The 21444-nt window shown below is 47.1% G+C and carries 22 protein-coding genes and 1 tRNA gene; 11 read left to right on the top strand and 12 right to left on the bottom strand.

From position 1 onward, the window contains the following. Positions 1–324 precede the first annotated feature (324 nt). The 4 genes from GXP22_10355 to GXP22_10340 form a co-directional block, all read right to left on the bottom strand. A tRNA-Phe gene (locus tag GXP22_10355) sits at positions 325–400 on the bottom strand. A gap of 82 nt (positions 401–482) precedes the next feature. Next, on the bottom strand, positions 483–755 hold the full coding sequence (locus GXP22_10350; GenBank protein ID NOX09865.1) for an oxidative damage protection protein: 273 nt from the start codon (positions 753–755) through the stop codon (positions 483–485). Beyond that, on the bottom strand, positions 721–1806 hold the full coding sequence (mutY, locus tag GXP22_10345) for an A/G-specific adenine glycosylase (GenBank protein NOX09864.1): 1086 nt from the start codon (positions 1804–1806) through the stop codon (positions 721–723). Before mutY ends, GXP22_10350 begins: the two co-directional genes overlap by 35 nt. Then, complete coding sequence (locus GXP22_10340) at positions 1806–3512, bottom strand: AsmA family protein (GenBank protein NOX09863.1); 1707 nt, start codon at positions 3510–3512, stop codon at positions 1806–1808. Before GXP22_10340 ends, mutY begins: the two co-directional genes overlap by 1 nt. A gap of 83 nt (positions 3513–3595) precedes the next feature. Between GXP22_10340 and GXP22_10335 the strand changes: the two genes are divergently transcribed. Then, the gene (locus tag GXP22_10335) at positions 3596–3904 is read left to right on the top strand and encodes a hypothetical protein (protein NOX09862.1); all 309 of its coding nucleotides are present in this window, start codon (positions 3596–3598) and stop codon (positions 3902–3904) included. Here GXP22_10335 and GXP22_10330 read toward each other — a convergent pair. From GXP22_10330 to GXP22_10310, 5 genes are read right to left on the bottom strand one after another with little or no spacing between them, the layout of a single operon-like run. Further along, positions 3889–4491, bottom strand: a complete 603-nt coding sequence (locus GXP22_10330; GenBank protein NOX09861.1) for a hypothetical protein — start codon at positions 4489–4491, stop codon at positions 3889–3891. The two genes, GXP22_10335 and GXP22_10330, sit on opposite strands and share 16 nt — an antisense overlap. An 8-nt stretch (positions 4492–4499) precedes the next feature. Further along, the gene (locus GXP22_10325) at positions 4500–5495 is read right to left on the bottom strand and encodes an MCE family protein (protein ID NOX09860.1); all 996 of its coding nucleotides are present in this window, start codon (positions 5493–5495) and stop codon (positions 4500–4502) included. After that, positions 5492–6316, bottom strand: a complete 825-nt coding sequence (locus tag GXP22_10320) for an ATP-binding cassette domain-containing protein (protein ID NOX09859.1) — start codon at positions 6314–6316, stop codon at positions 5492–5494. Before GXP22_10320 ends, GXP22_10325 begins: the two co-directional genes overlap by 4 nt. Beyond that, complete coding sequence (locus GXP22_10315) at positions 6316–7122, bottom strand: ABC transporter permease (protein NOX09858.1); 807 nt, start codon at positions 7120–7122, stop codon at positions 6316–6318. The genes GXP22_10320 and GXP22_10315 overlap by 1 nt, the downstream gene beginning before the upstream one ends. After that, a complete protein-coding gene (locus GXP22_10310) occupies positions 7119–8231 on the bottom strand; it encodes an HD domain-containing protein (GenBank protein ID NOX09857.1) in 1113 nt (370 codons plus the stop codon). Before GXP22_10310 ends, GXP22_10315 begins: the two co-directional genes overlap by 4 nt. Before the next feature lie 171 nt (positions 8232–8402). Between GXP22_10310 and thiS the strand changes: the two genes are divergently transcribed. Genes thiS through trmB form a run of 3 tightly spaced genes read left to right on the top strand, consistent with a single transcriptional unit; the run spans position 8403 to position 10133 of the window. Continuing rightward, complete coding sequence (thiS, locus tag GXP22_10305; protein NOX09856.1) at positions 8403–8603, top strand: sulfur carrier protein ThiS; 201 nt, start codon at positions 8403–8405, stop codon at positions 8601–8603. A gap of 41 nt (positions 8604–8644) precedes the next feature. Further along, positions 8645–9439, top strand: coding sequence for a thiazole synthase (locus GXP22_10300; GenBank protein NOX09855.1), 795 nt, complete (start codon positions 8645–8647; stop codon positions 9437–9439). A gap of 4 nt (positions 9440–9443) precedes the next feature. Then, the gene (trmB, locus tag GXP22_10295; protein ID NOX09854.1) at positions 9444–10133 is read left to right on the top strand and encodes a tRNA (guanosine(46)-N7)-methyltransferase TrmB; all 690 of its coding nucleotides are present in this window, start codon (positions 9444–9446) and stop codon (positions 10131–10133) included. Here trmB and sulP read toward each other — a convergent pair. Continuing rightward, positions 10123–11886, bottom strand: a complete 1764-nt coding sequence (gene sulP, locus GXP22_10290) for a sulfate permease (GenBank protein ID NOX09853.1) — start codon at positions 11884–11886, stop codon at positions 10123–10125. The genes trmB and sulP overlap by 11 nt on opposite strands. A gap of 348 nt (positions 11887–12234) precedes the next feature. Between sulP and GXP22_10285 the strand changes: the two genes are divergently transcribed. Together GXP22_10285 and GXP22_10280 are read left to right on the top strand one after the other, a co-directional pair. Then, positions 12235–13104 carry a phosphoribulokinase gene (locus tag GXP22_10285; protein ID NOX09852.1) on the top strand — a complete coding sequence of 290 codons (870 nt, stop codon included), beginning with the start codon at positions 12235–12237 and terminating at the stop codon, positions 13102–13104. Positions 13105–13199: 95 nt separating this feature from the next. Beyond that, positions 13200–14246, top strand: a complete 1047-nt coding sequence (locus tag GXP22_10280) for an efflux RND transporter periplasmic adaptor subunit (protein NOX09851.1) — start codon at positions 13200–13202, stop codon at positions 14244–14246. A gap of 85 nt (positions 14247–14331) precedes the next feature. Here the strand turns inward: GXP22_10280 and GXP22_10275 are convergent, their stop codons facing one another. Continuing rightward, positions 14332–14940: an XTP/dITP diphosphatase gene (locus tag GXP22_10275; GenBank protein ID NOX09850.1), complete on the bottom strand. Its 609-nt coding sequence runs from the start codon at positions 14938–14940 to the stop codon at positions 14332–14334. Next, a complete protein-coding gene (gene rph, locus GXP22_10270; protein NOX09849.1) occupies positions 14937–15653 on the bottom strand; it encodes a ribonuclease PH in 717 nt (238 codons plus the stop codon). The genes GXP22_10275 and rph overlap by 4 nt, the downstream gene beginning before the upstream one ends. 229 nt (positions 15654–15882) lie before the next feature. Here rph and GXP22_10265 point away from each other — a divergent pair, with 229 nt between their 5' ends. The 5 genes from GXP22_10265 to spoT all read left to right on the top strand — a co-directional run bounded on the left by GXP22_10265 (position 15883) and on the right by spoT (position 21436). Then, complete coding sequence (locus GXP22_10265) at positions 15883–16749, top strand: YicC family protein (protein NOX09848.1); 867 nt, start codon at positions 15883–15885, stop codon at positions 16747–16749. Between the two features lie 83 nt (positions 16750–16832). Then, the gene (locus GXP22_10260; GenBank protein ID NOX09847.1) at positions 16833–18185 is read left to right on the top strand and encodes a Fic family protein; all 1353 of its coding nucleotides are present in this window, start codon (positions 16833–16835) and stop codon (positions 18183–18185) included. Then, positions 18185–18799 (top strand): guanylate kinase, encoded by a 615-nt coding sequence (gene gmk, locus GXP22_10255; protein NOX09846.1) that lies wholly within the window; start codon positions 18185–18187, stop codon positions 18797–18799. Before GXP22_10260 ends, gmk begins: the two co-directional genes overlap by 1 nt. Before the next feature lie 64 nt (positions 18800–18863). After that, positions 18864–19163, top strand: a complete 300-nt coding sequence (locus tag GXP22_10250; GenBank protein NOX09845.1) for a DNA-directed RNA polymerase subunit omega — start codon at positions 18864–18866, stop codon at positions 19161–19163. A gap of 116 nt (positions 19164–19279) precedes the next feature. Further along, positions 19280–21436, top strand: a complete 2157-nt coding sequence (gene spoT / locus GXP22_10245) for a bifunctional GTP diphosphokinase/guanosine-3',5'-bis pyrophosphate 3'-pyrophosphohydrolase (GenBank protein ID NOX09844.1) — start codon at positions 19280–19282, stop codon at positions 21434–21436. Positions 21437–21444: the final 8 nt, after the last annotated feature.

Below are 21444 nucleotides of genomic sequence, written 5' to 3'. Positions count from 1 at the left end.
AGTTGGTTTTCACTGGTATATCGAATCATGATGGTGCACGCTTTTTGGGGTGATATCGTTAGTTTTCGTGCATCTATTATACATGATTTAACCCTATCTTGTTGTTTTTATAAGGGTATTTTCTTTCTGAGGAGACTCTAATTAGAATGGCATAAGTATAAACAATTTTATTAATAAATCATGCAGCAAATGGCAGAGAAAATGGGTTGTCGTTTCGTTTATGCCATAGTTCCTGCAAAAACCGTAGAGGATTTTATTCCACCGCGCAAAAAAATAGCCACTCCTGAAACATTCAGAAAAGCAGCTATCAATCAGTAACTTAAATGGTGGCCCGACCTGGAATTGAACCAGGGACACGAGGATTTTCAGTCCTCTGCTCTACCGACTGAGCTATCGGGCCCTGTAGGGAGGCGACATTATAACCGTTAAATGGCGCTCGAACACCCCTAATTAACAACATTTTGTCATTAAAGAGGCTCTAATCAATCAGCAGGCGGCACATAACCCTCAATCTCATCCGCACCACCAGCGAAGAAAAACTTCTCCATCTCACCTTCAATAAGTATCCGTGCCTTGGGGTCCATAGGTGATAGACGATTTTCATTTATTAACATGGTCTGATGACGCATCCACATCTGCCATGCCTCTTTGGAGACACTTTCAAATACCCGCTGACCTAATTCACCCGGATAAGTCGGCTGATCCAAGCCTTCTGCCTCTTTACCCAGTTTTATACACTGCACCATTCGTGTCATTACAAGCCTCTTTAAGTTGTTCCAGGATACGTTGCACCGGACTAGCCATGCCCCCTGGAGATGATTGCTTAATGTTATACCAGACATAATCATCAGTTTCCAACACAGAATCTGTAAGGGTATCCTCAACCACGGCTCGCACCGGGGTGATATCCAGATGAAAATGACTAAAGGTATGGCGTATCACAGACCCGTGTTCAAGCAATTGAATGGAATAACCCAGACGTTGCTGACATGCCTGTACCAAATCTTCATCATTATCAAACTCCGGCAGACTCCATAGACCACCCCAAATACCTGTGGGTGGACGCAATTCCAGCAACACCTCCTGTGCGGGAGTACATAAAATCAACATCTGCGTGCTACGCACTGCCAGTTTCTTGCGTGCTTTAGTGCCTGGAAAATCACTCTGACGACCGCTTTTATACGACTGACAATCCACCTGTAGTGGACACACCCCACACGCCGGTTGACGACGCGTACAAACCCCGGCACCTAGATCCATCATCGCCTGGGTATATTCACGCACATCCTGCTGTGGCATATAGCGTTCTGCTAATGACCATAACTCTGCTGCTACCCGCGACTGCCCTGGCCAACCCTCCACACAATGCACCCGTGCCAATACACGTTTTACATTACCATCCAGGATCGGATGAGGTATACCAGCGGACAGTGCCAGGATCGCTGCTGCCGTCGAACGTCCAATCCCGGGGAGAGCCATAACCTGATCAAGATCAGTGGGGAAAATGCCTTTATATTGTTCAACAACAATACCCGCTGTTGCATGAATATTACGACCACGCGCGTAATAACCCAGCCCTGACCAATGTGCTAACACCTGATCCTGCGTCGCCTGCGCCAGAGCTTCAACGTCCGGAAAAGACTGCATAAAGCGTTGATAATAAGGAATAACTGTCTCGACCTGGGTCTGCTGTAACATCACCTCGGATATCCATACCCGATAGGGTGTCGGCTGTTGTTGCCACGGCAGATCCTTGCGACCATGCAACGCATACCACGCGACAACTCGCTCAGCAAACGACCTCACTAACGAAACAAACTCTTCAATGATTTCTTCAGCTTATCCTTGGTGGAACCGCCTTTATCTGTACCAAAGACCTTATCCATCAGTTTTTTCTTGGCTTGCGACTTGAGGATACTCCCCAAATCCGGGTAATAACCAGGATCAGTCAATGAACCCTTCACACGAATCGGAACATCCTGACCCCGTAAACGCGCCAGACCACGACCAGTATCACCACTAATTCTGGTCGTTAATAAATAATCTACGCGCTCATTAACAAGATCAACCTTACCCTTGCCACGCACAGACAACAGCGGTGATGCCAATTGCAAATCATCGTTACGCAACACACCATTGCGGATATTGGCGCTGGCAGAGAAGGAACTGAAGGGCGTTTTCTTATTCTCGGCAGATGACGAGGCTTTGCCCTTGATCTTGTTATAAGCATCCTCAATCGTCCCTAAAATATCCACACCCTTGATTACACCCTCAGCAAGATTAATGGATGCTGTGCCATTCAGGCTCTTACGCATCGTAGCCGGGCTATCTCCTTTCATATTGAGTTTAAGCATGACATCACCACGGGCACTGAGTACATCGGTAGCCATCGCATCCTTAAGCAATAAACCCAACTGCACCCCTGATATCTCTTTTACCATAGAGCACACGGGGACTGAGCCGGTAAAGTCCATCTTCATATCCCCGTTAAAACGACCCTCATATAGTGATGCAGTGAGCGGATAGGCTCGCATAACACCTTTTTTCGCCAACAGAGAAATCTTCACATCCCGAACCTTTACGCCAGAGACCTGCAATTCTCCCAGCTGAAATTTCCCTTTCAAATCCAGTTTGCGCAATGCATCCAGCGGCATCGCCACAGATTTATCACGGTTATGTGAAGAGGCCTTCTTTTCAACCGGTGCATCCTTCTTCTCGACATAGTCATCCAGATTAATTTTATCCAGACTCAAATCGAAGCGTATTTGTGGTTGCGATAAACGAGCGATATGAATGTTGCCTGTTAAAGAACTATCACTCAACCCCAGCCTTATCTGTTCGATATCAATCGCATCCTTGCCTAGGTTAATCCTCGATTTCAAACTAAGTGCTAAGGGCTGTTTTTGTGCCGCCAGACCCTCTAATCCATTAACCTTAAGATTCAGCGCTATAGCAAAGGGCTGCCCCGGAACAATCGCCTCAGTTAACAGAGAGATATCACTAATTCTGATATTTGTTTTTTTCTGATAATCCTTGATACTGACAACAGCATCCCTTATCTCAACCCCGTCAACACGCAGCGAATCCATTACATCGCCTGCCCTGTTCGAGGCACTGCTATTTTTATCTACGGACTGATTATTCTTCGCTGCCGATGAGTCTTCCCAGTTATTACTGCCATCTTTTTCTGTAATTAAATCAAGTCGAAGACCTTCAACAACAATCCGCGAAACCTCCACATTACCACTCAATAGTGGAATTAGTTTCACCTTGACTTGCGCATTACTGATCTGTACCAGATCACCTAAACGGGTCGCACCCAGACTAACGCCCATCCACGGAAAGACAGAGAGCTTGATCACCCCGTTAATCTGTAATTCCCGACCGCTTTTCTGATACACTGCCTGAACAATATCTTCTTTATAATCATTCACATCAATAACAAAAGGTAACGTAACCAGAATCACGATGATTACCGCTAGAGACATTAAAAAATATTTTATGATCTTCACCTAAAATCTCCTTTGCAGACATTCCTATTCAACTTATTGTATACTCATAACTGAATCAAACAACCCTGCAACAGAGAAGAACAATGGTTACCTGCCCACATTGCAATAAACCCGGTATATCCAAATTTCGCAAAGCCATTCTAAGCCCCGGCCTTACCGCCGACTGCGCGCAGTGCGGCGAGATCTCTGATATCACCTACACCCCCTGGTTGATTGCCATGATCCCCGGTTCTATCCTGATGCTCATTGCACTCTTCGTCGATACTGAGTGGGTGGAATGGGCACTGAATATTGTTGGTTTCATCCTGATCATCGTTATCCCCTACTTCTATGTCCCACTTGAAAAAGAAAAACCCAGTACCTCAGAGCCCGAGGATCAACCCAGTAAATAATCTCTTAATTCAGCGAAAAACTGCTGGTAGACCTGATTGACCGCATCACTTAACGCACTCACCGATGCATTAACCCCTGTCTTCAACAATGGAATCTCTTGCTGATAACGCCCCAGATAGATCATCCGATTCTGCTTGACTGACCGAAGAACAATCTCCATCTTAAGCACTACTCGTGGACTATCAGTCTGTACCAGCTCAAAACGATCGACACGCCCCCTGATCTCATATTCTGCATCAACATGCATACGTGGCGTGACCACCAGTTCTGAGAGGTTTGATTGCTGCAGGAAATCTACCATTAATTGCTGGAACAGTATCGCCGGTACCTCAATCCAGGAATGATAGTTATATTGACGCACTTCATTGGGGCTGCTGTCAGGCACATAAACTATATTACGTTCACGCAATAATCCTAGCGCCTGAAAATTCTGCACGACAACACTTTTTATTAAAGGTGTCTGCTCTTTAACAATAGCGGTATTATCCAGTTGTACACGATAATAGTAGTCCTTAGGTAGCACTCGACTACAACTCATCAATAATAACAGGCCACCCAACAACACCAGCGATTGACCAACTTTCATGAACACACTCATTGTGATGCCTCATCTTTCGGCGAATCTGCGCTAATTAAAAGACTGGGGTTTTGTCTGATACGCGCACTAAACTCCTTCATATTGCGTGCTGTACGATCAAGATTGTAATTCATACTGTCAATATGGCTGGCTAGTGAATCCAGCACATGATACAGGCGCTCTAACGAACCCTTTACATTCGATTTATTATCATCGATCAACTGATTACTATTACTCAAGACAAGATCCAACTGTTCACGGCTGGCCTTCAGATCACCGGATAAACTGGCAAAGTTTTCTGCCGTAGCGACAATATTATTCATAGTAACCCTAACCTGCTCAGGATCTGCCGCATCGATCATCTGTCGAAGCTGTTGGCTCCCGGCATTCATGTTTTCTGCAAAGCCATCCAGGTTACGAGTAATCGCAGGTGCATCACGGTTCAACCCCTGTACCAGGGCAGTAAGCTCTTTCATCAAGCCACTCACATCTTTTTCAAGCAGACCACTAAAACCTGTCACTGTATTATTCATATTTTCCAGTAAGGGTTTGATCCCTTCTTCAGAAAGATCCATAACCCGACTGGCAACCGAAGACATCACAGCAAACATATCCGTAGCATTGCGGCTAATCAATGTACCCCCTGATTGATAGAACTCTGTGCTTTTACCGGCCTGTATATTAATCGTAACCGGCGCCAGTAAACCGCTGGATACAATCTGTGCGCTACTATCATCCGGGATATGCCAATCCTCCAACACACTAAGCTCTGTTTTAAAACGCACCCTTGCCCCTTCGCTAAAAGGTGTCACTTGCTCAACCTGGCCAATCGGATAACCTTCATATAACACCTGCGTGCCAAATTTCACATCAGCCACATTGTCATAAACGGCATAATAGGTCGTGGTGTCACTGGTACGCCCGGTCAATAGTGCCATGGAAAAAATCAATCCCACTAGCATGAGCAACACAAAGGAGCCTACAGCGAAATAATTAACCTTTGGGTTTCTCATAACAGAACCACTCCATCCTCAGATAAGCGCTCGCCCGTCAAGCGTTGTAAATATTCTTCCGGTGTCATCATGTCCTCTTCTGATTGTCGATTTAATAAATTCTGAATGCGTTGATTATCGCTATTGCGTAAATCGTCCACTGTGCCGGAAAAAAGGATCATCCCCTTATCCAATACGGTTACACAATCTGCAATTTTGAAGATACTTTCCAGTTCATGTGTAACAACAACAATGGTCATACCAAAACTATCACGCATCTTTAACAAAAGATCATCCAGTGCCGATGCCGATACCGGATCAAGACCGGCTGAAGGCTCATCACAAAAAAGTAATCTAGGATCCATGATAATAGCTCGCGCCAGGGCGGCACGTTTAATCATGCCACCGGATAATTCTGAAGGCATCAGATCCTCAAAACCTGAGAGATTAACAATCTCCAGCTTCATGCGCACCATGATTTCCATAGTGCTACGATCCAGCTGAGTATGCTCAAGCAGGGGCAGCATAATATTCTCACCCACACTCATCGAACTAAACAACGCCCCGCCCTGAAAAGCCGCGCCGGTCTTTTTACGCAACTGATCCATAGCACAGGAATCCAGTGACTCCAACTCTTCACCTAATATCTTAATAGAACCGGATGTTGCTTGTTCCAAACCCATAACATGACGCAATAAAGTGCTTTTCCCAGAACCACTCCCGCCCATAATGACCCTGATCTCACCGGCTTCAACCATCATATCGACGCCCTTCAGAATATTGCGCTCACCATAGTGAGTCACTAGATCATGAACCTCAATAATTTTTGCCTGATTACTCATTAACGTGTCACCAATAAGGCAAATAACATATCTGTAATAACAATGGCGGTAATAGCATGCACAACCGAGCGCGTCGTTGCGCGACCAACACCTTCTGCGCCACCGACCACGGAGGCACCATTCACTACGGCAATCAAGGTAATCAAAATAGAAAACAAAATACTCTTGCCCAGACCATGCATTAAATCATCCAGAGAGAGGATCTCAATGGTTTGTTGCGCATACGCAGCCAGACTCAGACCCAATTCAAATTGCACATAGAGACCTGCCATATACAAACTCACCAGATCAGCAAAAAAAGTTAAGGCAGGTAGCATAATCAACATAGCAACCAAGGCGGGAACGACAATAAACCGTACCGGATTAATCGCCATCGCAATCTGCGCATCAATCTCCTGATTAATCTTCATTGTCGCCAGTCGCGCCGCCAATGCAGACCCCGAACGTCCAGCCACCAGGATTGCCGTTATCAGGGGAGAAAACTCTCGTACCACCGAAAAGGCAACTCCAATAACCACTCTGGATTCTGCCCCAAAGGCCTTAAGTGTATAAATCCCCTGAATCGCCAACATGATCCCGATGGTTGCAGACAAGACGGCAACAATTGGGATGGCATGTACACCAATCTCCATCATCTGCATCACAACAGCAGACAAACGCACCCGCTGCCCCCGTTTCCAGCCCCACGCCAACCAATAAACACACTCGAATAACAAAGAGACCGCGTAGCCCAGCGTCGAAACAAATTCAACGCTAGCGCGACCTAATAATTCAAGCCGGGTAATGATCGTCCCTGACGAGCTCACCTGAACATCTCCTGAATCACCTCAACTTCACCCAATTCTTTTATCAGAGCATCAACACAATCTTTATCCAGGGTCTGACCAGCTAACTCGTGCAACATCGTTATTGCCTGATCATTTGACCATATCTTTTTATAGGAACGTTCGCTGGTCAAGGCATCAAACACATCGGCAACCGCCACAATACGCGCCTCCAAAGGGATGCCATCACCACGCTCACCATCCGGATAACCACTACCATCAACCGCCTCATGATGCCTCTCAGCAATATTCCGCAACATATCAATATGTTCCACATCTTGTAGATGGAAATCCGCCAGGAAGCCGTCAATAATCTCACGACCCTTACGCACATGCGTACGCATAATCCTGCGCTCTTCTTCATCCAGCTTACCGGCTTTCAACAGAATGCGATCAGGAATACCGATCTTGCCAATATCATGCAGTGGAGAAAACATAAAAATATGTTCAATATAATGATCATCCAAGCCATATTGATCGGCCAATGAACGTGCAATGAGTCGACTATAATGTGACATACGATCCAGATGCCGACCTGTCTCAGGGTCTCTTACATGAGTAATACGTTCAGCACTCCTGACTGCTGCAGCCAGGGTCTTAACCGCGCTGATTTCATGGATGACTATGAGCGAAATCATGTGTGCATACACATCCATCTGGCACAAGACGGCCTCTGAGAACACATCAGCCTCATAGGAATTAAAAAACATAAAGCCCACAAAGATGCCGCCATCAAACATGGGTAAGGTATAACTAGCCTCATAACCCTGACGACCCATGCGTTTGGTATGATGGCTGTCCCCCGACTCAACGGTTAGCTGATTATTGACCACCCGGGGCAGACCCTCGTCCAGAATAGTCTTTAGTGAAGGTGCATCATCCAGCGAGGCCTGATAATGATCCAGTGGATTATCTTCACCACTACTATGCAAAAAGGTCTTTAAAATGTTAGTTTTGGGGTCATAGAGCGCCACGGCAATACGCGCAATAAACGGAAAAGAACCCTGCACAGAGCGATGCATAGCCACCAACTTATCATGGATTGGTAGATGCTCGTTCAAAAACTCCAGAACATCATGATGTTCGCTCATATTAATGCAGCCCTATTTTAATAATTATATACAAACTACAGTTACATAGATCCAAACAGGATTCAATAGTAAGGATAAGCTCTGATCAATTGTATACAATTGATCAGAGGTTGCCTAAAATAGACGTTTCGACAAACCCTATTAAAGAAACCCCCTGATCAACTATATATCATGCATATCATTCTTAATGGCGAACGCACCGAAGTTGCTGACAACATGACTGCACAGGCACTCATCGAACAGCTCGATCTTGTCGATCGTCGGCTGGCGTTGGAAATCAATAAAGAGATTGTTTTGCGTGGTGAATATGCGGCATACATCCTGCAGACCGATGATCAGGTTGAGATTGTCCATGCTATCGGCGGCGGATAAACACTAACCCCTTGTAACACATTAAAATACTGCGATTTATTATGACGACAACAAACGAAAATGACACCCTCATTATTGCTGGCAAGAGTTACCAGTCAAGACTATTAGTCGGTACTGGCAAATATAAAGACCTGGATGAAACCCAGGAGGCGACCGTGGCCAGTGGTGCCGAGATTATCACGGTTGCCATTCGTCGCACCAATATCGGACAGAATGCCGATGAACCAAATCTACTGGATGTCATCCCGTTGGATAAATATACCCTGTTGCCCAATACAGCCGGTTGTTATACCGAAGAGGATGCCGTGCGCACCTGTCGCCTGGCACGCGAGCTACTGGATGGTCACAAGCTGGTTAAACTGGAGGTGCTGGGTGATGAAAAGACCCTGTTTCCCGATATTACCGCCACTCTGAGTGCCGCCGAGACCCTGATCAAGGATGGCTTCGATATCATGGTCTATACCAATGATGACCCTATTATCGCCAAACGCTTTGAAGAGATGGGTTGTGTCGCCGTGATGCCACTGGCAGCCCCCATTGGCTCCGGTTTGGGCATCCGCAACCCCTACAATATTCGCACCATTGTTGAGAATGCGAATGTACCTATTATTGTGGATGCCGGTGTCGGCACTGCCTCCGATGCCGCTATTGCTATGGAATTGGGTTGTGACGGGGTCTTAATGAATACTGCTATTGCCGGTGCCGCTAACCCTGTACTGATGGCTTCAGCGATGAAAAAAGCGATTGAGGCAGGTCGTGAGGCCTATCGTGCTGGTCGCATCCCACGCAAGCGTTTTGCCAGTGCCTCATCCCCCGTGGACGGCACCTTTTTCTAGACCTGTGAACGCGCTTAAAAAGCACCGCCCCATCCGCAGCTTCGTTAAACGCGAGGGGCGTTTTACCCCTGGACAACGCCACGCGCTAGAGATCTTATGGCCAGAATTTGGTCTGGATATGAGTACAGATCAGCTCGATATTGAGGCTGTTTTTGGGCGCGTAGCCCCCACCATTATCGAGATCGGCTTTGGTAACGGTGAATCTCTGGCTGAGATTGCTGCCAATCATCCTGAAAATAATTATATTGGTATCGAGGTTCACCGGCCGGGCGTTGGCCATCTCCTGATACAGATCCGTGAGCGCCAAATCAGCAACCTGCGGGTAATGAATGAAGATGCAGTAGAGATACTGCAACAGATGATTCCATCGAATAGTCTGGCAGCAGTCTACCTCTTCTTCCCCGACCCCTGGCACAAGAAACGCCACCACAAACGCCGCATCCTGCAGGAGTCATTTATCCAACAGGTGGCCGATCGACTACAACCCGGCGGCTACTTTCACATGGCAACAGACTGGCAGGATTATGCGGAATGCATGATGGCTAATATGGGGGCATCAGCTCTCTTCCAAAACAAGGCCGGACCAGGCCACTATTCACCTCGCCCCGCCTACCGTCCCATCACCAAATTTGAGCGGCGTGGCCAGCGTTTAGGTCATGGTGTCTGGGATCTTGTCTTTGAGCTTAGGCCTTAGCTTCCTCACTGCTAGTTACCTCACTGATAACAGCTTTACCCGCCTCTCTGGCAACCACTGTATTCAACGGACAGCTATCCTTATGCCCTTTTCCTAACTTGCTCCAGGCATAATCCACAGCATTCTGCACCCGTGGGAATAAGGTATTATCACCCATATAATCAATCAGACCGGTACGCTGCAAAGTCTGTACAAACTCACGTTTCATACGAGCGATCAACAGCTCAATATCCGCACCTCTCAGACGTTCCGCCAGATGATGCAGCACCTCTTCACCGGTGGCATCCATTTGATTAATCGCACTGGCATCAATAATGATAAATTTAAGCGCGGGATTTGCTGCCACTATCTCCAGTACGCGATCCTCAAAATAACCGGCATTAGCAAAATACAGTGACATATCGAAACGCATAACGACAATATTTTCGCAGGTCGATAGATTATGCACTGTAATATCACGCATCGTACCATCACGAAAACGAGACAACACCGCCATCCTTGGACGCATGGTACGATAAACAAACAGACCCAGAGACAGAGCCACACCGACAATAATCCCTCGATCCAGATGGGGTGCCCATAATACGGTCAGGAAAAAGGTAATAACAGCAACGGCACCATCATGGGGTTCTGCATGCCAGGCATGAATAATGGGAGAAATCTTAATCAGGTTAATAACCGCCATAATAATCACGGCTGCTAATGTTGCCTGTGGCAGGTGATATAACAAAGGCGTTAACCACAACAATGTCACACCAACGACCAGACCCGTGACAATACTTGAGAAGCCAGTGATGGCACCCGCATCAATATTCACCGCTGAACGAGAAAAGGAACCAGAGACAGGATAACTACCAAACAGACCGGATACGATATTACTAATACCTTGTCCAACCAGCTCCTGATTAGCATCCAGTCGCTGACGGGTACGCGCAGCCATCGCCTTGGCAATGGAGATCGCCTCCATAAAACCAATCAAGGCAATCGTGACGGCCACTGACATCAAATTCAATACAGCCGTCAGATCAATCGCAGGAATAGCAAAAGCAGGGAGACCTTCGGGGATACTACCCACGACACGGCCACCCTGCTCATCAAAATTGACGTACCATGATAATACAGTGGTTACGACAACCGCCGTTAACACCCCAGGCACCCTAGGCGCAAAACGCTTGAGCAGAATCATAATAGAAAAAGCCAGCACAGCCATGCTAACCGTCGCCATATGGGATGCCTCCAAGACCTCCAGGATGGTATTCCACACCGTGTCATAATGATGCACGGCCTTTTCTACCGTTACACCAAATAACTTACCCAACTGAGAGGTCGCAATAATCAATGCACTGGCATTGGTAAAACCGATAACAACCGGATGTGACAAAAAATCCACCAGGATACCCAGCTTAAACATGCCCAGGCAAAACTGAAAACCACCCACCATAATAGCCAGCAACATCGCATAGGCCAGATAACCCTCTGGATTACTGCTCGCCAAAGGCTCTAACGCAGCAGCCGTCATCAAAGAAACCACAGCAACCGGGCCCGTTGCCAACTGACGAGAAGAACCAAACAAGGCAGCAACCATCGGGGGTACAAAAGAGGCGTATAAACCATAATAAGGGGGCAAACCGGCCAGCTGTGCATAGGCCATCGACTGCGGCACCAGCACCAGTGCAACAGTAATGCCCGCCATAATATCGGCACGGACTATATTGATATCACGCAAATCACCGATCCAGCTAAAAAAAGGCATCAGCATTCTCTGCCACTCGAGCAATACATTCCTAACACTTGCCACCGTTAATTACCCCCCAATAAAGCCCAGCCAAACACAAGCAGACAATATAACACGAACGCGAAAAACCGCCTATTTTACAATCAGTTCCACTAAAAAATCGATAACCATACTATGATTACACACGCCATCATGATAAATCTGGTTCATTTCTACAAAAAGTGCGATAATTGGCGTTTCACCTCAATTAATAATGAGGACAGACTTAAGGTCTGGCACCGTAAACGACACAATTATTACCGTTGCAGCCAGAATTATTGAGCGCGACGCTAACCAATAACAAATTATTTTTTAAGGAGAACTTAAATGTCCAAGAAAAACCCAGTGGTCGCCGTGACCGGATCATCCGGCGCAGGAACCACCACCGTAAAAGTCGCTTTTGAACATATCTTCCGCCGTGAAAACATCAACCCACTGGTGATCGAAGGTGATAGCTACCATCGCTATGACCGTCAGGCCATGAAGGCAGCAATGGCTGAGGCTGAAACTGATAACAATTCTAATTTCAGTCACTTTGGCGAAAACGCCAACCTGTTTGATAAATTAGAAGAGACCTTCAGGACCTATGGCGATACCGGTGCCTGTAAACGCCGCTACTACCTGCACAGCGAGGAAGAGGCCGCGCCTTATGGTCAAAACCCGGGTGAGTTCACCGAATGGGAAGCTATCGATGATAAAACAGACTTGTTGTTCTACGAGGGACTACACGGTGGTGTTGTTACAGACAACGTTAATGTTGCCAAGCAAGTTGACCTACTCATTGGTGTAGTGCCTATTGTTAATCTGGAATGGATTCAGAAAATTCATCGTGACTCTGCTGAGCGCGGTTACTCTGCTGAAGCAACGGTAGATACCATCCTGCGCCGTATGCCAGACTATGTGCATTATATTACCCCACAGTTTTCACGCACGGACATCAACTTCCAGCGTGTGCCCACTGTCGACACATCCAATCCGTTTATCGCGCGCGATATCCCGACACCGGATGAAAGCTTTGTTGTCATTCGTTTCCGTGACCCAGCTAAAACAGGGGTCGATTTCTCGCATCTGCTGAATATGCTGGATGGCTCATTCATGTCACGCCGCAATACTATTGTTGTTCCAGCCGGTAAAATGGGCTTTGCCATGGAGATTATCCTGGCACCTATCATTGATAACATGCTCCATAACAAGTAAACATCACTGAAGTACCGCAAAAAGGCCTGTAATTAAATATTGCAGGCCTTTTTATTTGTTGATTCCAATATGATTTCACTGAATACTAGGGCTCTATGTTTGCACTCAAATTCAGTTTAAGCCTTATCCTGGCAGCCAGCCTGCTATTAACCGGCTGTGATAATAATTCAACAACATCACAGCCATTCGCCTCCAAGCAAAGATCCGGGCATCGTGTAGAGACACGCTTGGTTCAATCTGAATATCTGGCACAAACGTTAAATAGCACCTGTGTGCTAGTTGCTCAACGACAGGTCGGAATTTATAGTCAGGGTGCCGGACGTATCGATGCCCTACCCTATTACCCTGGTGACCGTGTAAAAAAAGGCGCTATCATCGCTCGACTGGATAATCGACTGCTTCAGGCCGAACTGGAAAAAGTACAGGCGGAGGTCAAGCAGGCACATTATCAATTAGCGCAATTACAAAAATTGATCAAACAACAATTGGTCGCCCAAGAACGCCTGATTGAAGCAGAAACAAGCTTAAAAATCACCCAGGCAGAACAAAAACGGTTGCAGATACTACTTGAAAACACACGCCTTACAGCACCTTTTACTGGCATCATCACACAACGCCTGGCTGAACCGGGTGATATTGCAGAACAACGCCAGTTAATCCTGGGGTTGATAGACCCCGACAGCCTGTACGCAAAGACAGAAGTTCCGGAGCGATTTATTCAGTCACTACAAACAGGGCATCCCGCACAACTACGCATTGATGCCCTGGGCAATGATTACTACCCGGCAAGCATCAATCGCATACACCCGCTGGTTAATCCACAGACACTAAAGATGACACTGGAATTAAAACTAGACACACTACCCGCACAGGCTCGGGCAGGACAATTCTGTCGTATACGATATGATATCAACCCCCATCAACGCCTGCTCATACCACTAACCGCCCTGCGTAGCGATGAACAAGGCAGCTTTGTATTTATTGTTAACCCACAGCAAAAGGCTCAACGTATCAGCGTAAAGGAAGGGGGATTCTTTAATGATAAAGTCGAGATCCTGGAGGGGCTGGACGCAGGAACTACCGTTGTTACACGCGGTTTTCTTAGTCTGAGTGATGGTATGGATGTTATTACGCGCAAATAGGTATGCGTTCCCACGCAGGAGCATGGGAACGAGAAAACCCTAACCGCACTCTGGTTCCCATGCTCCTGCGTGGGAACCCCATGCCCTACCTCGGGGAACCTAGACTGCGCAACTGCTCTATCATCTGCTGCACGGCCTGACCACGATGACTCAATGAGTTCTTCACCGCAGCACTCAGCTCGGCTGATGAACACGCCTTCTCTGGCACATAAAACACCGGATCATAACCAAAGCCATTATCACCTTGCGGTTGCTCCAGGATTATCCCATCCCAGGTGCCCTGACAGATAATAGGAACCGGGTCGCTGGCATGGCGCATATACACCATCACACACTGAAAACGCGCACTGCGTTGATCGCCCTTCACATCCTTCAGTGCCGCCAACAGCTTCTGTGAATTATCCAAATCACTGGCACCCTCACCCGCATAACGGGCTGAATAGATCCCTGGCGCACCCATCAAGGCATCCACCTCCAGCCCTGAATCATCCGCCAGCGCTGGAAGTCCGGTATGTTCAGCCGCATTACGCGCCTTGAGAATCGAGTTTTCAACAAAACTCAAACCGGTCTCTTCAACCTCAACCACACCAAACTCGGACTGCGGCACCACCTCAACATCAAGATCCTTGAGTAATTCATTAAACTCACGCACCTTGCCCGCATTATTGCTGGCCAGCACAATCTTTTTACTCATGTGTTCAATACTTCTATCTGCAATTGCAATAACTCGTTAATCCCTTTCTGAGCCAGTGCCAACATAGCTGTCATCTCATCGGCAGAGAAAGGGTGTCCCTCGGCTGTACCCTGCACCTCAATAAAGCCACCTTCATGATTCATCACCACATTCATATCCGTCTCGGCCTCACAATCCTCGGCATAATCCAGATCTAGTACCGGTACCCCTTTATAGACACCTACCGAAATAGCCGCTAGTTGTGCCGTTAACGGGCTTTTTTCAATCAGCTTTTTATCCAACAGATAAGCAACTGCATCACACAGGGCAACATAGGCACCGGTAATGCTCGCGGTACGGGTGCCACCATCCGCCTGGATGACATCACAATCAATCGCAATGGTACGCTCACCGAGTAATTTCAGGTCAATAATGCCACGCAATGAACGCCCGATCAGACGCTGAATCTCCATGGTACGACCACCCTGCTTGCCACGCGCCGCCTCCCGACCCATGCGCGAACCGGTTGAACGCGGCAACATGCCATATTCAGCCGTTACCCATCCCTGCCCCTTGCCACGCAAGAACCCAGGAATCCGCTCCTCAACACTGGCAGTGCAAATAACCTTGGTATCACCACACTCCACCAGCACAGACCCCTCGGCATGTTTGGTATAATTACGGGTGAATTTTACTGAACGCAACTCATCAGTCGCACGATTACTTGGGCGCATACGCTATCCTTAATAAATAATTATATTTGGTGCGTGATACGCACCCTACGATAAGGGCATTGATTATACTCCTTTTTTAAATCAAGGGGTCAGAGCTCTTGAAAATACAGGCGTTATTGATTTTTTTGTTTTTGTGGTACGTTCTTGAGGGGACAGAGCCAAAAACCGGCTCTGTCCCCGTTTCGTGTTAACATTAAGGGCAAATTATCAAGGTCACAAGGACTTCCCTATGATACGCAGCATGACTGCCTTTGCCCGCAAAACAGCGGATACTGAATATGGTGCGCTAAGCTGGGAGATACGTTCATTAAATCACCGCTATCTTGAGCCCCATATCCGTTGTCCTGAAGAGCTAAAGAGCATGGAGACGGCTATCAGGGAATCCATTAGCCAGGGCATCAATCGTGGAAAGATTGAATGCACGCTCCGTTTTACCCCAAGCGATACACCAACGGATAGCCTGAAGGTCAATCAGACCGCACTGAAACACCTGATTCAGACCTGTAATGAAATCAATGAATGCTTGCCCGAGCAGGCTATTCTCAACCCACTCGATTTATTACGCTGGCCGGGGATTCTGCTAACCAGTAGCCCTGATAAGAAAAATCTGCATCAGGCCATCCTTGCGCTTCATAAACAGGCCTTGCAGGAGCTGATTGAGACCCGCCAACGCGAGGGTGAAAAGATCTTCCAGCTTATCAAACAACGCTGTGATGCCATGAAGCCCCTGGTGGTGCAAGCAAAGACCCGGATGCCTGAGATTCAACAAAGAATCCGGGAACGCCTCACCGCCCGCCTGGACGAGATCAATGCCGAGATTGATCAGGGGCGACTCGAACAGGAACTGGTGTTCCAGGCGCAGAAGATGGATGTTGCCGAGGAACTGGACCGACTGGAAGGGCATATCCAGGAGGTGGAAGATGTGCTGCAACGGGATGAACCCGTGGGCAGACGACTCGACTTCCTAATGCAGGAACTGAACCGTGAGGCGAACACCCTCGGTTCAAAGTCTATTGATAGCGAAACAACCAATATATCCATCGAACTCAAGGTACTCATTGAGCAGATGCGTGAACAGATTCAGAACGTGGAGTAACATCCGATATACTTGTTTTTTAAAAGCAAGTATACTATTATGTATATTAGACATAATTCATTGTTTTAATGATATAAATATACATGAAAATACCCGTATCACCACCTGATTTTGATACACTTTTACATTCGATTATGGAAAATGAACCGGCTATTCTTTTGCGTGTAATGCAACAAAATAGCCCAATCGATGAAAAAGGGCGCTATCTGCACTGGGACAAACTCCGGCACTTACCCGCACCCAATGGGTTAAATAATGAACAATGGTGGCTTTCTACTAAAAAGGCTCGTCGCAACATATACCGTCCCCTTCCCCTAAAAGATAAAAGCGGTACTCATTTTCAATTCTCTGTGCCTGATCAGATATTGCACGAACTGCATTGGCTCGACCGTTATGCTGCCGGAAACATTCAATCCAGTGATGCAATAAGCAATTTACAAACCCGTAACACCTATTTAATCCGCTCATTGATTGAAGAAGCTATTAATTCCAGTCAACTTGAGGGTGCCTCCACTACACGCGATGTTGCCAAGGAGATGATTCGTCAAGACAGGGCACCTCAAGATACCAGTGAGCGCATGATCCTGAATAACTATCAAGCGATGCAGTTTATTCGAGAAATGAAAGATGAGCCCCTGACACCTTCGCTGGTATTTGAACTGCATCGCATACTGACGCGTGACACACTGGACAAGCATGAAGCGGGGCATTTTCGTACCAATGATGATGAGATTCATGTCGTTGACAGAGCCACCCAAAAATATCTGCACACTCCCCCAACAGCTGATCAACTACCAGAAAGATTGCAGGCACTTTGTGATTTTGCAAATAATCCTGTTCAAGAAGGGCACACCTTTTTACACCCTGTCATAAAGGCCATAAGCCTGCATTTTATGCTGGCCTACGATCACCCCTTTTGTGATGGGAATGGCCGTACAGCAAGGGCGTTATTCTACTGGTCAATGACAACACAGGGATATTGGCTAATGGAATTTATTTCTATTTCCCGGATAATCAAGAAGGCTCCTGGACAGTATAGCAAGGCCTTTCTTTTTACCGAGACAGATAACGGTGATTTAACTTATTTCCTGATCCATCAACTAGAAGTGATTCATCAAGCCGTTGATGACCTGCATTCTTTTCTTGATAAAAAAACAAAAGCAATCAATGAAGCAGAACGCCTGTTAATTGATAATCCACGCCTGAATGGGAAATTAAACTTTCGTCAACTGGCCTTGTTGCGACATGCGCTTAAACACCCACGTTTCAGCTATGTCGTACAGGAACATCAGCGCTCTCATGGGATATCCTATGATGTGGCGCGTAAGGATTTGCTTATAATGGCAGACAAATTGAAACTACTGATTAAAACCAAACAGGGGCAACGTTATTATTTTGTTGCCCCCAGTGACCTGGAACAGAGGATAGCAAATTAATGAAAGGTAACCTGTATATTATCTCAGCCCCTTCCGGAGCAGGCAAAACCAGCCTGGTACGCAAGGTTATGGAACAGCGCGGTAACGTCTGTTTCTCTATCTCACACACCACGCGTGACATGCGCCCTGGTGAAAGAGATGGATTTGATTACAACTTTGTTGACACTAAAACTTTTGAGACCATGGTCAAGGACGGCGCATTTATTGAATATGCCCAGGTGTTTGATAATTTTTATGGCACCTCACATACCTCGGTGGAAGACCAACTTGCCAAAGGTAAAGACGTGGTACTGGATATTGACTGGCAGGGTGCGCGCCAGATTCGCGCGCAACTCCCCCATGCCATTAATATCTTTATCCTGCCCCCGTCAAAACAAGCACTGGATGACCGCCTGCATGCCCGTGGCCAGGACTCTGAGGAGATCATTGCACGCCGTATGCAATCAGCGATACAGGAAATGAGTCACTATAATGAATATCAATACCTCATCATTAATGATGACTTTGATACCGCGGTTGCTGAACTCGATGCCATTATGTGCAGCAAACACCTCACCATCGAGAAACAAAGCCTGCATCATCAACATATCATCAATGAATTATTATCGGGCTAGCCTAAGTCTTTGAATTACGTTAAACTGTGCGACCCTTGAATAGAACACAAGCTCGAGAGAACATATGGCACGAATTACTGTTGAAGATTGTCTGGATAATGTAGCGAACCGCTTTGAACTGGTTCTTGTTGCGGCTAAACGCGCCCGTCAGCTGGCACGCGGCGCAGAGACCACGCTGTCCTGGGACAAGGATAAAGTAACGGTAATGGCTCTACGTGAGATCTCGGAAAATATTATTGGCCCTGAGATCCTCAAGGAAACCCCACCAGAAGAAGAAATATTTGGTGATTTTCCTGACGATGAAAAGACCGATGAAGTCGTCAATACCGAGACCAAGGCTGAAAATGATGAGACCAAGGTCTGATCACAAGCTATAACTATTGGGGTAAGAGTTCTCTTTACCCCACTTAATTTATTTCCCTATGATGCCTGCCCGATAGAATGTTAAGCTATCGATAGTGCTCTTTTCACGGGAAATAAATGACCGCTGATACAACAGATAACGATACTGACCTGCGTTTTTTGGTCAGTGACCTGTGCTCGCTACTGGAGGCCTATCTTCCAGCCGAGCAGGTACGTGATGTCTATCGTGCCTATCTGTTTGCCGCTGAGGCACATGAAGGCCAACACCGCATGTCCGGTGAGCCCTATATCTACCATCCCGTTGCTGTCGCCCGTATCCTTGCCGAAATGCGCATGGATGCTAATAGCCTGGTCGCTGCCATTCTGCATGATGTCATCGAAGATACGGCAACCGCTAAAGAACAACTGGAACGTGAATTTGGCAAAGAGGTCGCCGAATTGGTCGATGGTGTCAGTAAACTTACCCAGATCAAATTTGAAAGCAAGGCCGAGGCACAAGCTGAAAACTTCCGTAAAATGATCCTCGCTATGGTGCGTGATATCCGTGTCATCATGGTCAAACTCGCCGACCGCCTGCATAACATGAGAACCCTGGGCGTAATGCGCCCGGACAAAAAGCGTCGCATTGCCCGGGAAACACTGGAAATCTACGCGCCGATTGCTAATCGCCTGGGCATGAATACCATGCGCCTCGAACTCGCAGATCTGGGCTTTGCCGCCTGTTTTCCCATGCGCTATCGAATCTTGTCCGATGCCATCAAAAAGGCGCGCGGCAACCGCAAAGAGATACTGCATACTATCGAAGACAGCATTAAAAAACGTCTGCAACAAGAAGACCTGCACTGCACTACATCAGCACGAGAAAAACATCTCTACAGCATCTATCTGAAGATGATTGAGAAATCTCTGCCCTTTGCCGAGGTGTTTGATGTCTACGCCTTTCGTTTAATCGTCGACAAGGTTGATGACTGTTACCGTGCCCTCGGTATTATGCACAACCTGTATAAGCCAGTACCGGGAAAGTTCAAGGACTATATCGCCATCCCCAAATCCAACGGTTATCAATCGCTGCACACCATACTGTTTGGCCCCTACGGTGTCCCCATCGAAGTACAGATTCGTACCCGTGATATGGATAGCGTCGCCGATGCTGGTATCGCCGCTCACTGGCTCTACAAGAGTGAAGACAAGGCCGCCAGTGGTGCACAAACTCGTGCCAGAGAATGGTTACGCGAATTACTCGATCTACAAACCAATGCCGGTAACTCACTTGAGTTTCTTGAAAATGTCAAAATTGATCTCTTTCCAGACAAGGTTTACATCTTCACCCCAAATGGAGAGATCATGGAGCTCCCGCGTGGCGCAACCGCCGTTGATTTTGCATACGCCGTGCATACCGATGTCGGCAACACCTGCATTGCTGCCAAGATTGATCGACGACTGGCACCTCTACGCAGTCCCCTTTACAACGGGCAGACCATTGAAATCATTGCTGCACCCGGTGCTCACCCTAATCCCAACTGGCTCAATTTTGTCGTCACCGGCAAGGCGCGAGCAAATATTCGACATTACCTGAAGAATCTTCATCATGAAGAAGGGGTTAATCTGGGGCAACGCCTATTAGATAAGGCCTTAAGCAGTCTGGAAACCGATCTCAATAACATCCCGCAACAACAGATTGAACAACTCCTGAATGACAGCGGCTTCCAGGATATAAACGAACTACTGGAGGATATCGGTATCGGTAACCGTAGTGCCTTACTGGTTGCAAGGCAACTAGTGCCACTACAGGAGAATGAAGCAAGCGATGACGAGAAAAATCGTAATATACAACCACTCGCCATCAAGGGAACCGAAGGAATCGTGGTCAGCTATGCTCGCTGTTGTCGCCCAATACCCGGTGACCCGATTGCAGGATTTATCAGCACCGGACGGGGTATCGTGATCCATTATGATCGCTGCAAGAATATAGCAGACATACGCCCACACTCTGAAAAATGGATTGATGTCGAATGGCAAGCCAATATCGACAGTGATTTTTCAGTAGAGGTTCATGTTGAGGTGAATAATCAACGGGGCGTACTAGCTACCGTTGCAGCGGCTATCGCGGATACTGATTCCAATATCGAGAATGTACATATTGATGAAAAAGACAGTTCCAATACCACGCTGCTATTCACCATTGCCGTACAAAACCGCAAGCACTTGGCAAAGGTCATGCGTCATGTACGCAAGATCCCCTCCGTCATGCGAATTAGTCGCTGGAAAGAGTAAACTAGAAA

The sequence above is a fragment of the Gammaproteobacteria bacterium genome (assembly GCA_013151035.1).
Classification (GTDB): Bacteria; Pseudomonadota; Gammaproteobacteria; order JAADJB01; family JAADJB01; genus JAADJB01.
Note: the sequence above shows the minus strand (reverse complement) of the source record. Positions and strands in the feature narration are given on the sequence as shown.

Bases quoted from the DNA above. Each gene is read 5' to 3' on its own strand.
- GXP22_10350 (NOX09865.1), bottom strand. From the start codon at position 755: ATGACACGAATGGTGCAGTGTATAAAACTGGGTAAAGAGGCAGAAGGC.
- GXP22_10335 (NOX09862.1), top strand. From the start codon at position 3,596: ATGGTTACCTGCCCACATTGCAATAAACCCGGTATATCCAAATTTCGC.
- GXP22_10330 (NOX09861.1), bottom strand. From the start codon at position 4,491: ATGAAAGTTGGTCAATCGCTGGTGTTGTTGGGTGGCCTGTTATTATTG.
- GXP22_10325 (NOX09860.1), bottom strand. From the start codon at position 5,495: ATGAGAAACCCAAAGGTTAATTATTTCGCTGTAGGCTCCTTTGTGTTG.
- GXP22_10320 (NOX09859.1), bottom strand. From the start codon at position 6,316: ATGAGTAATCAGGCAAAAATTATTGAGGTTCATGATCTAGTGACTCAC.
- GXP22_10310 (NOX09857.1), bottom strand. From the start codon at position 8,231: ATGAGCGAACATCATGATGTTCTGGAGTTTTTGAACGAGCATCTACCA.
- thiS (NOX09856.1), top strand. From the start codon at position 8,403: ATGCATATCATTCTTAATGGCGAACGCACCGAAGTTGCTGACAACATG.
- GXP22_10300 (NOX09855.1), top strand. From the start codon at position 8,645: ATGACGACAACAAACGAAAATGACACCCTCATTATTGCTGGCAAGAGT.
- sulP (NOX09853.1), bottom strand. From the start codon at position 11,886: ATGCCTTTTTTTAGCTGGATCGGTGATTTGCGTGATATCAATATAGTC.
- GXP22_10285 (NOX09852.1), top strand. From the start codon at position 12,235: ATGTCCAAGAAAAACCCAGTGGTCGCCGTGACCGGATCATCCGGCGCA.
- GXP22_10280 (NOX09851.1), top strand. From the start codon at position 13,200: ATGTTTGCACTCAAATTCAGTTTAAGCCTTATCCTGGCAGCCAGCCTG.
- GXP22_10275 (NOX09850.1), bottom strand. From the start codon at position 14,940: ATGAGTAAAAAGATTGTGCTGGCCAGCAATAATGCGGGCAAGGTGCGT.
- rph (NOX09849.1), bottom strand. From the start codon at position 15,653: ATGCGCCCAAGTAATCGTGCGACTGATGAGTTGCGTTCAGTAAAATTC.
- GXP22_10265 (NOX09848.1), top strand. From the start codon at position 15,883: ATGATACGCAGCATGACTGCCTTTGCCCGCAAAACAGCGGATACTGAA.
- GXP22_10260 (NOX09847.1), top strand. From the start codon at position 16,833: ATGAAAATACCCGTATCACCACCTGATTTTGATACACTTTTACATTCG.
- gmk (NOX09846.1), top strand. From the start codon at position 18,185: ATGAAAGGTAACCTGTATATTATCTCAGCCCCTTCCGGAGCAGGCAAA.
- GXP22_10250 (NOX09845.1), top strand. From the start codon at position 18,864: ATGGCACGAATTACTGTTGAAGATTGTCTGGATAATGTAGCGAACCGC.
- spoT (NOX09844.1), top strand. From the start codon at position 19,280: ATGACCGCTGATACAACAGATAACGATACTGACCTGCGTTTTTTGGTC.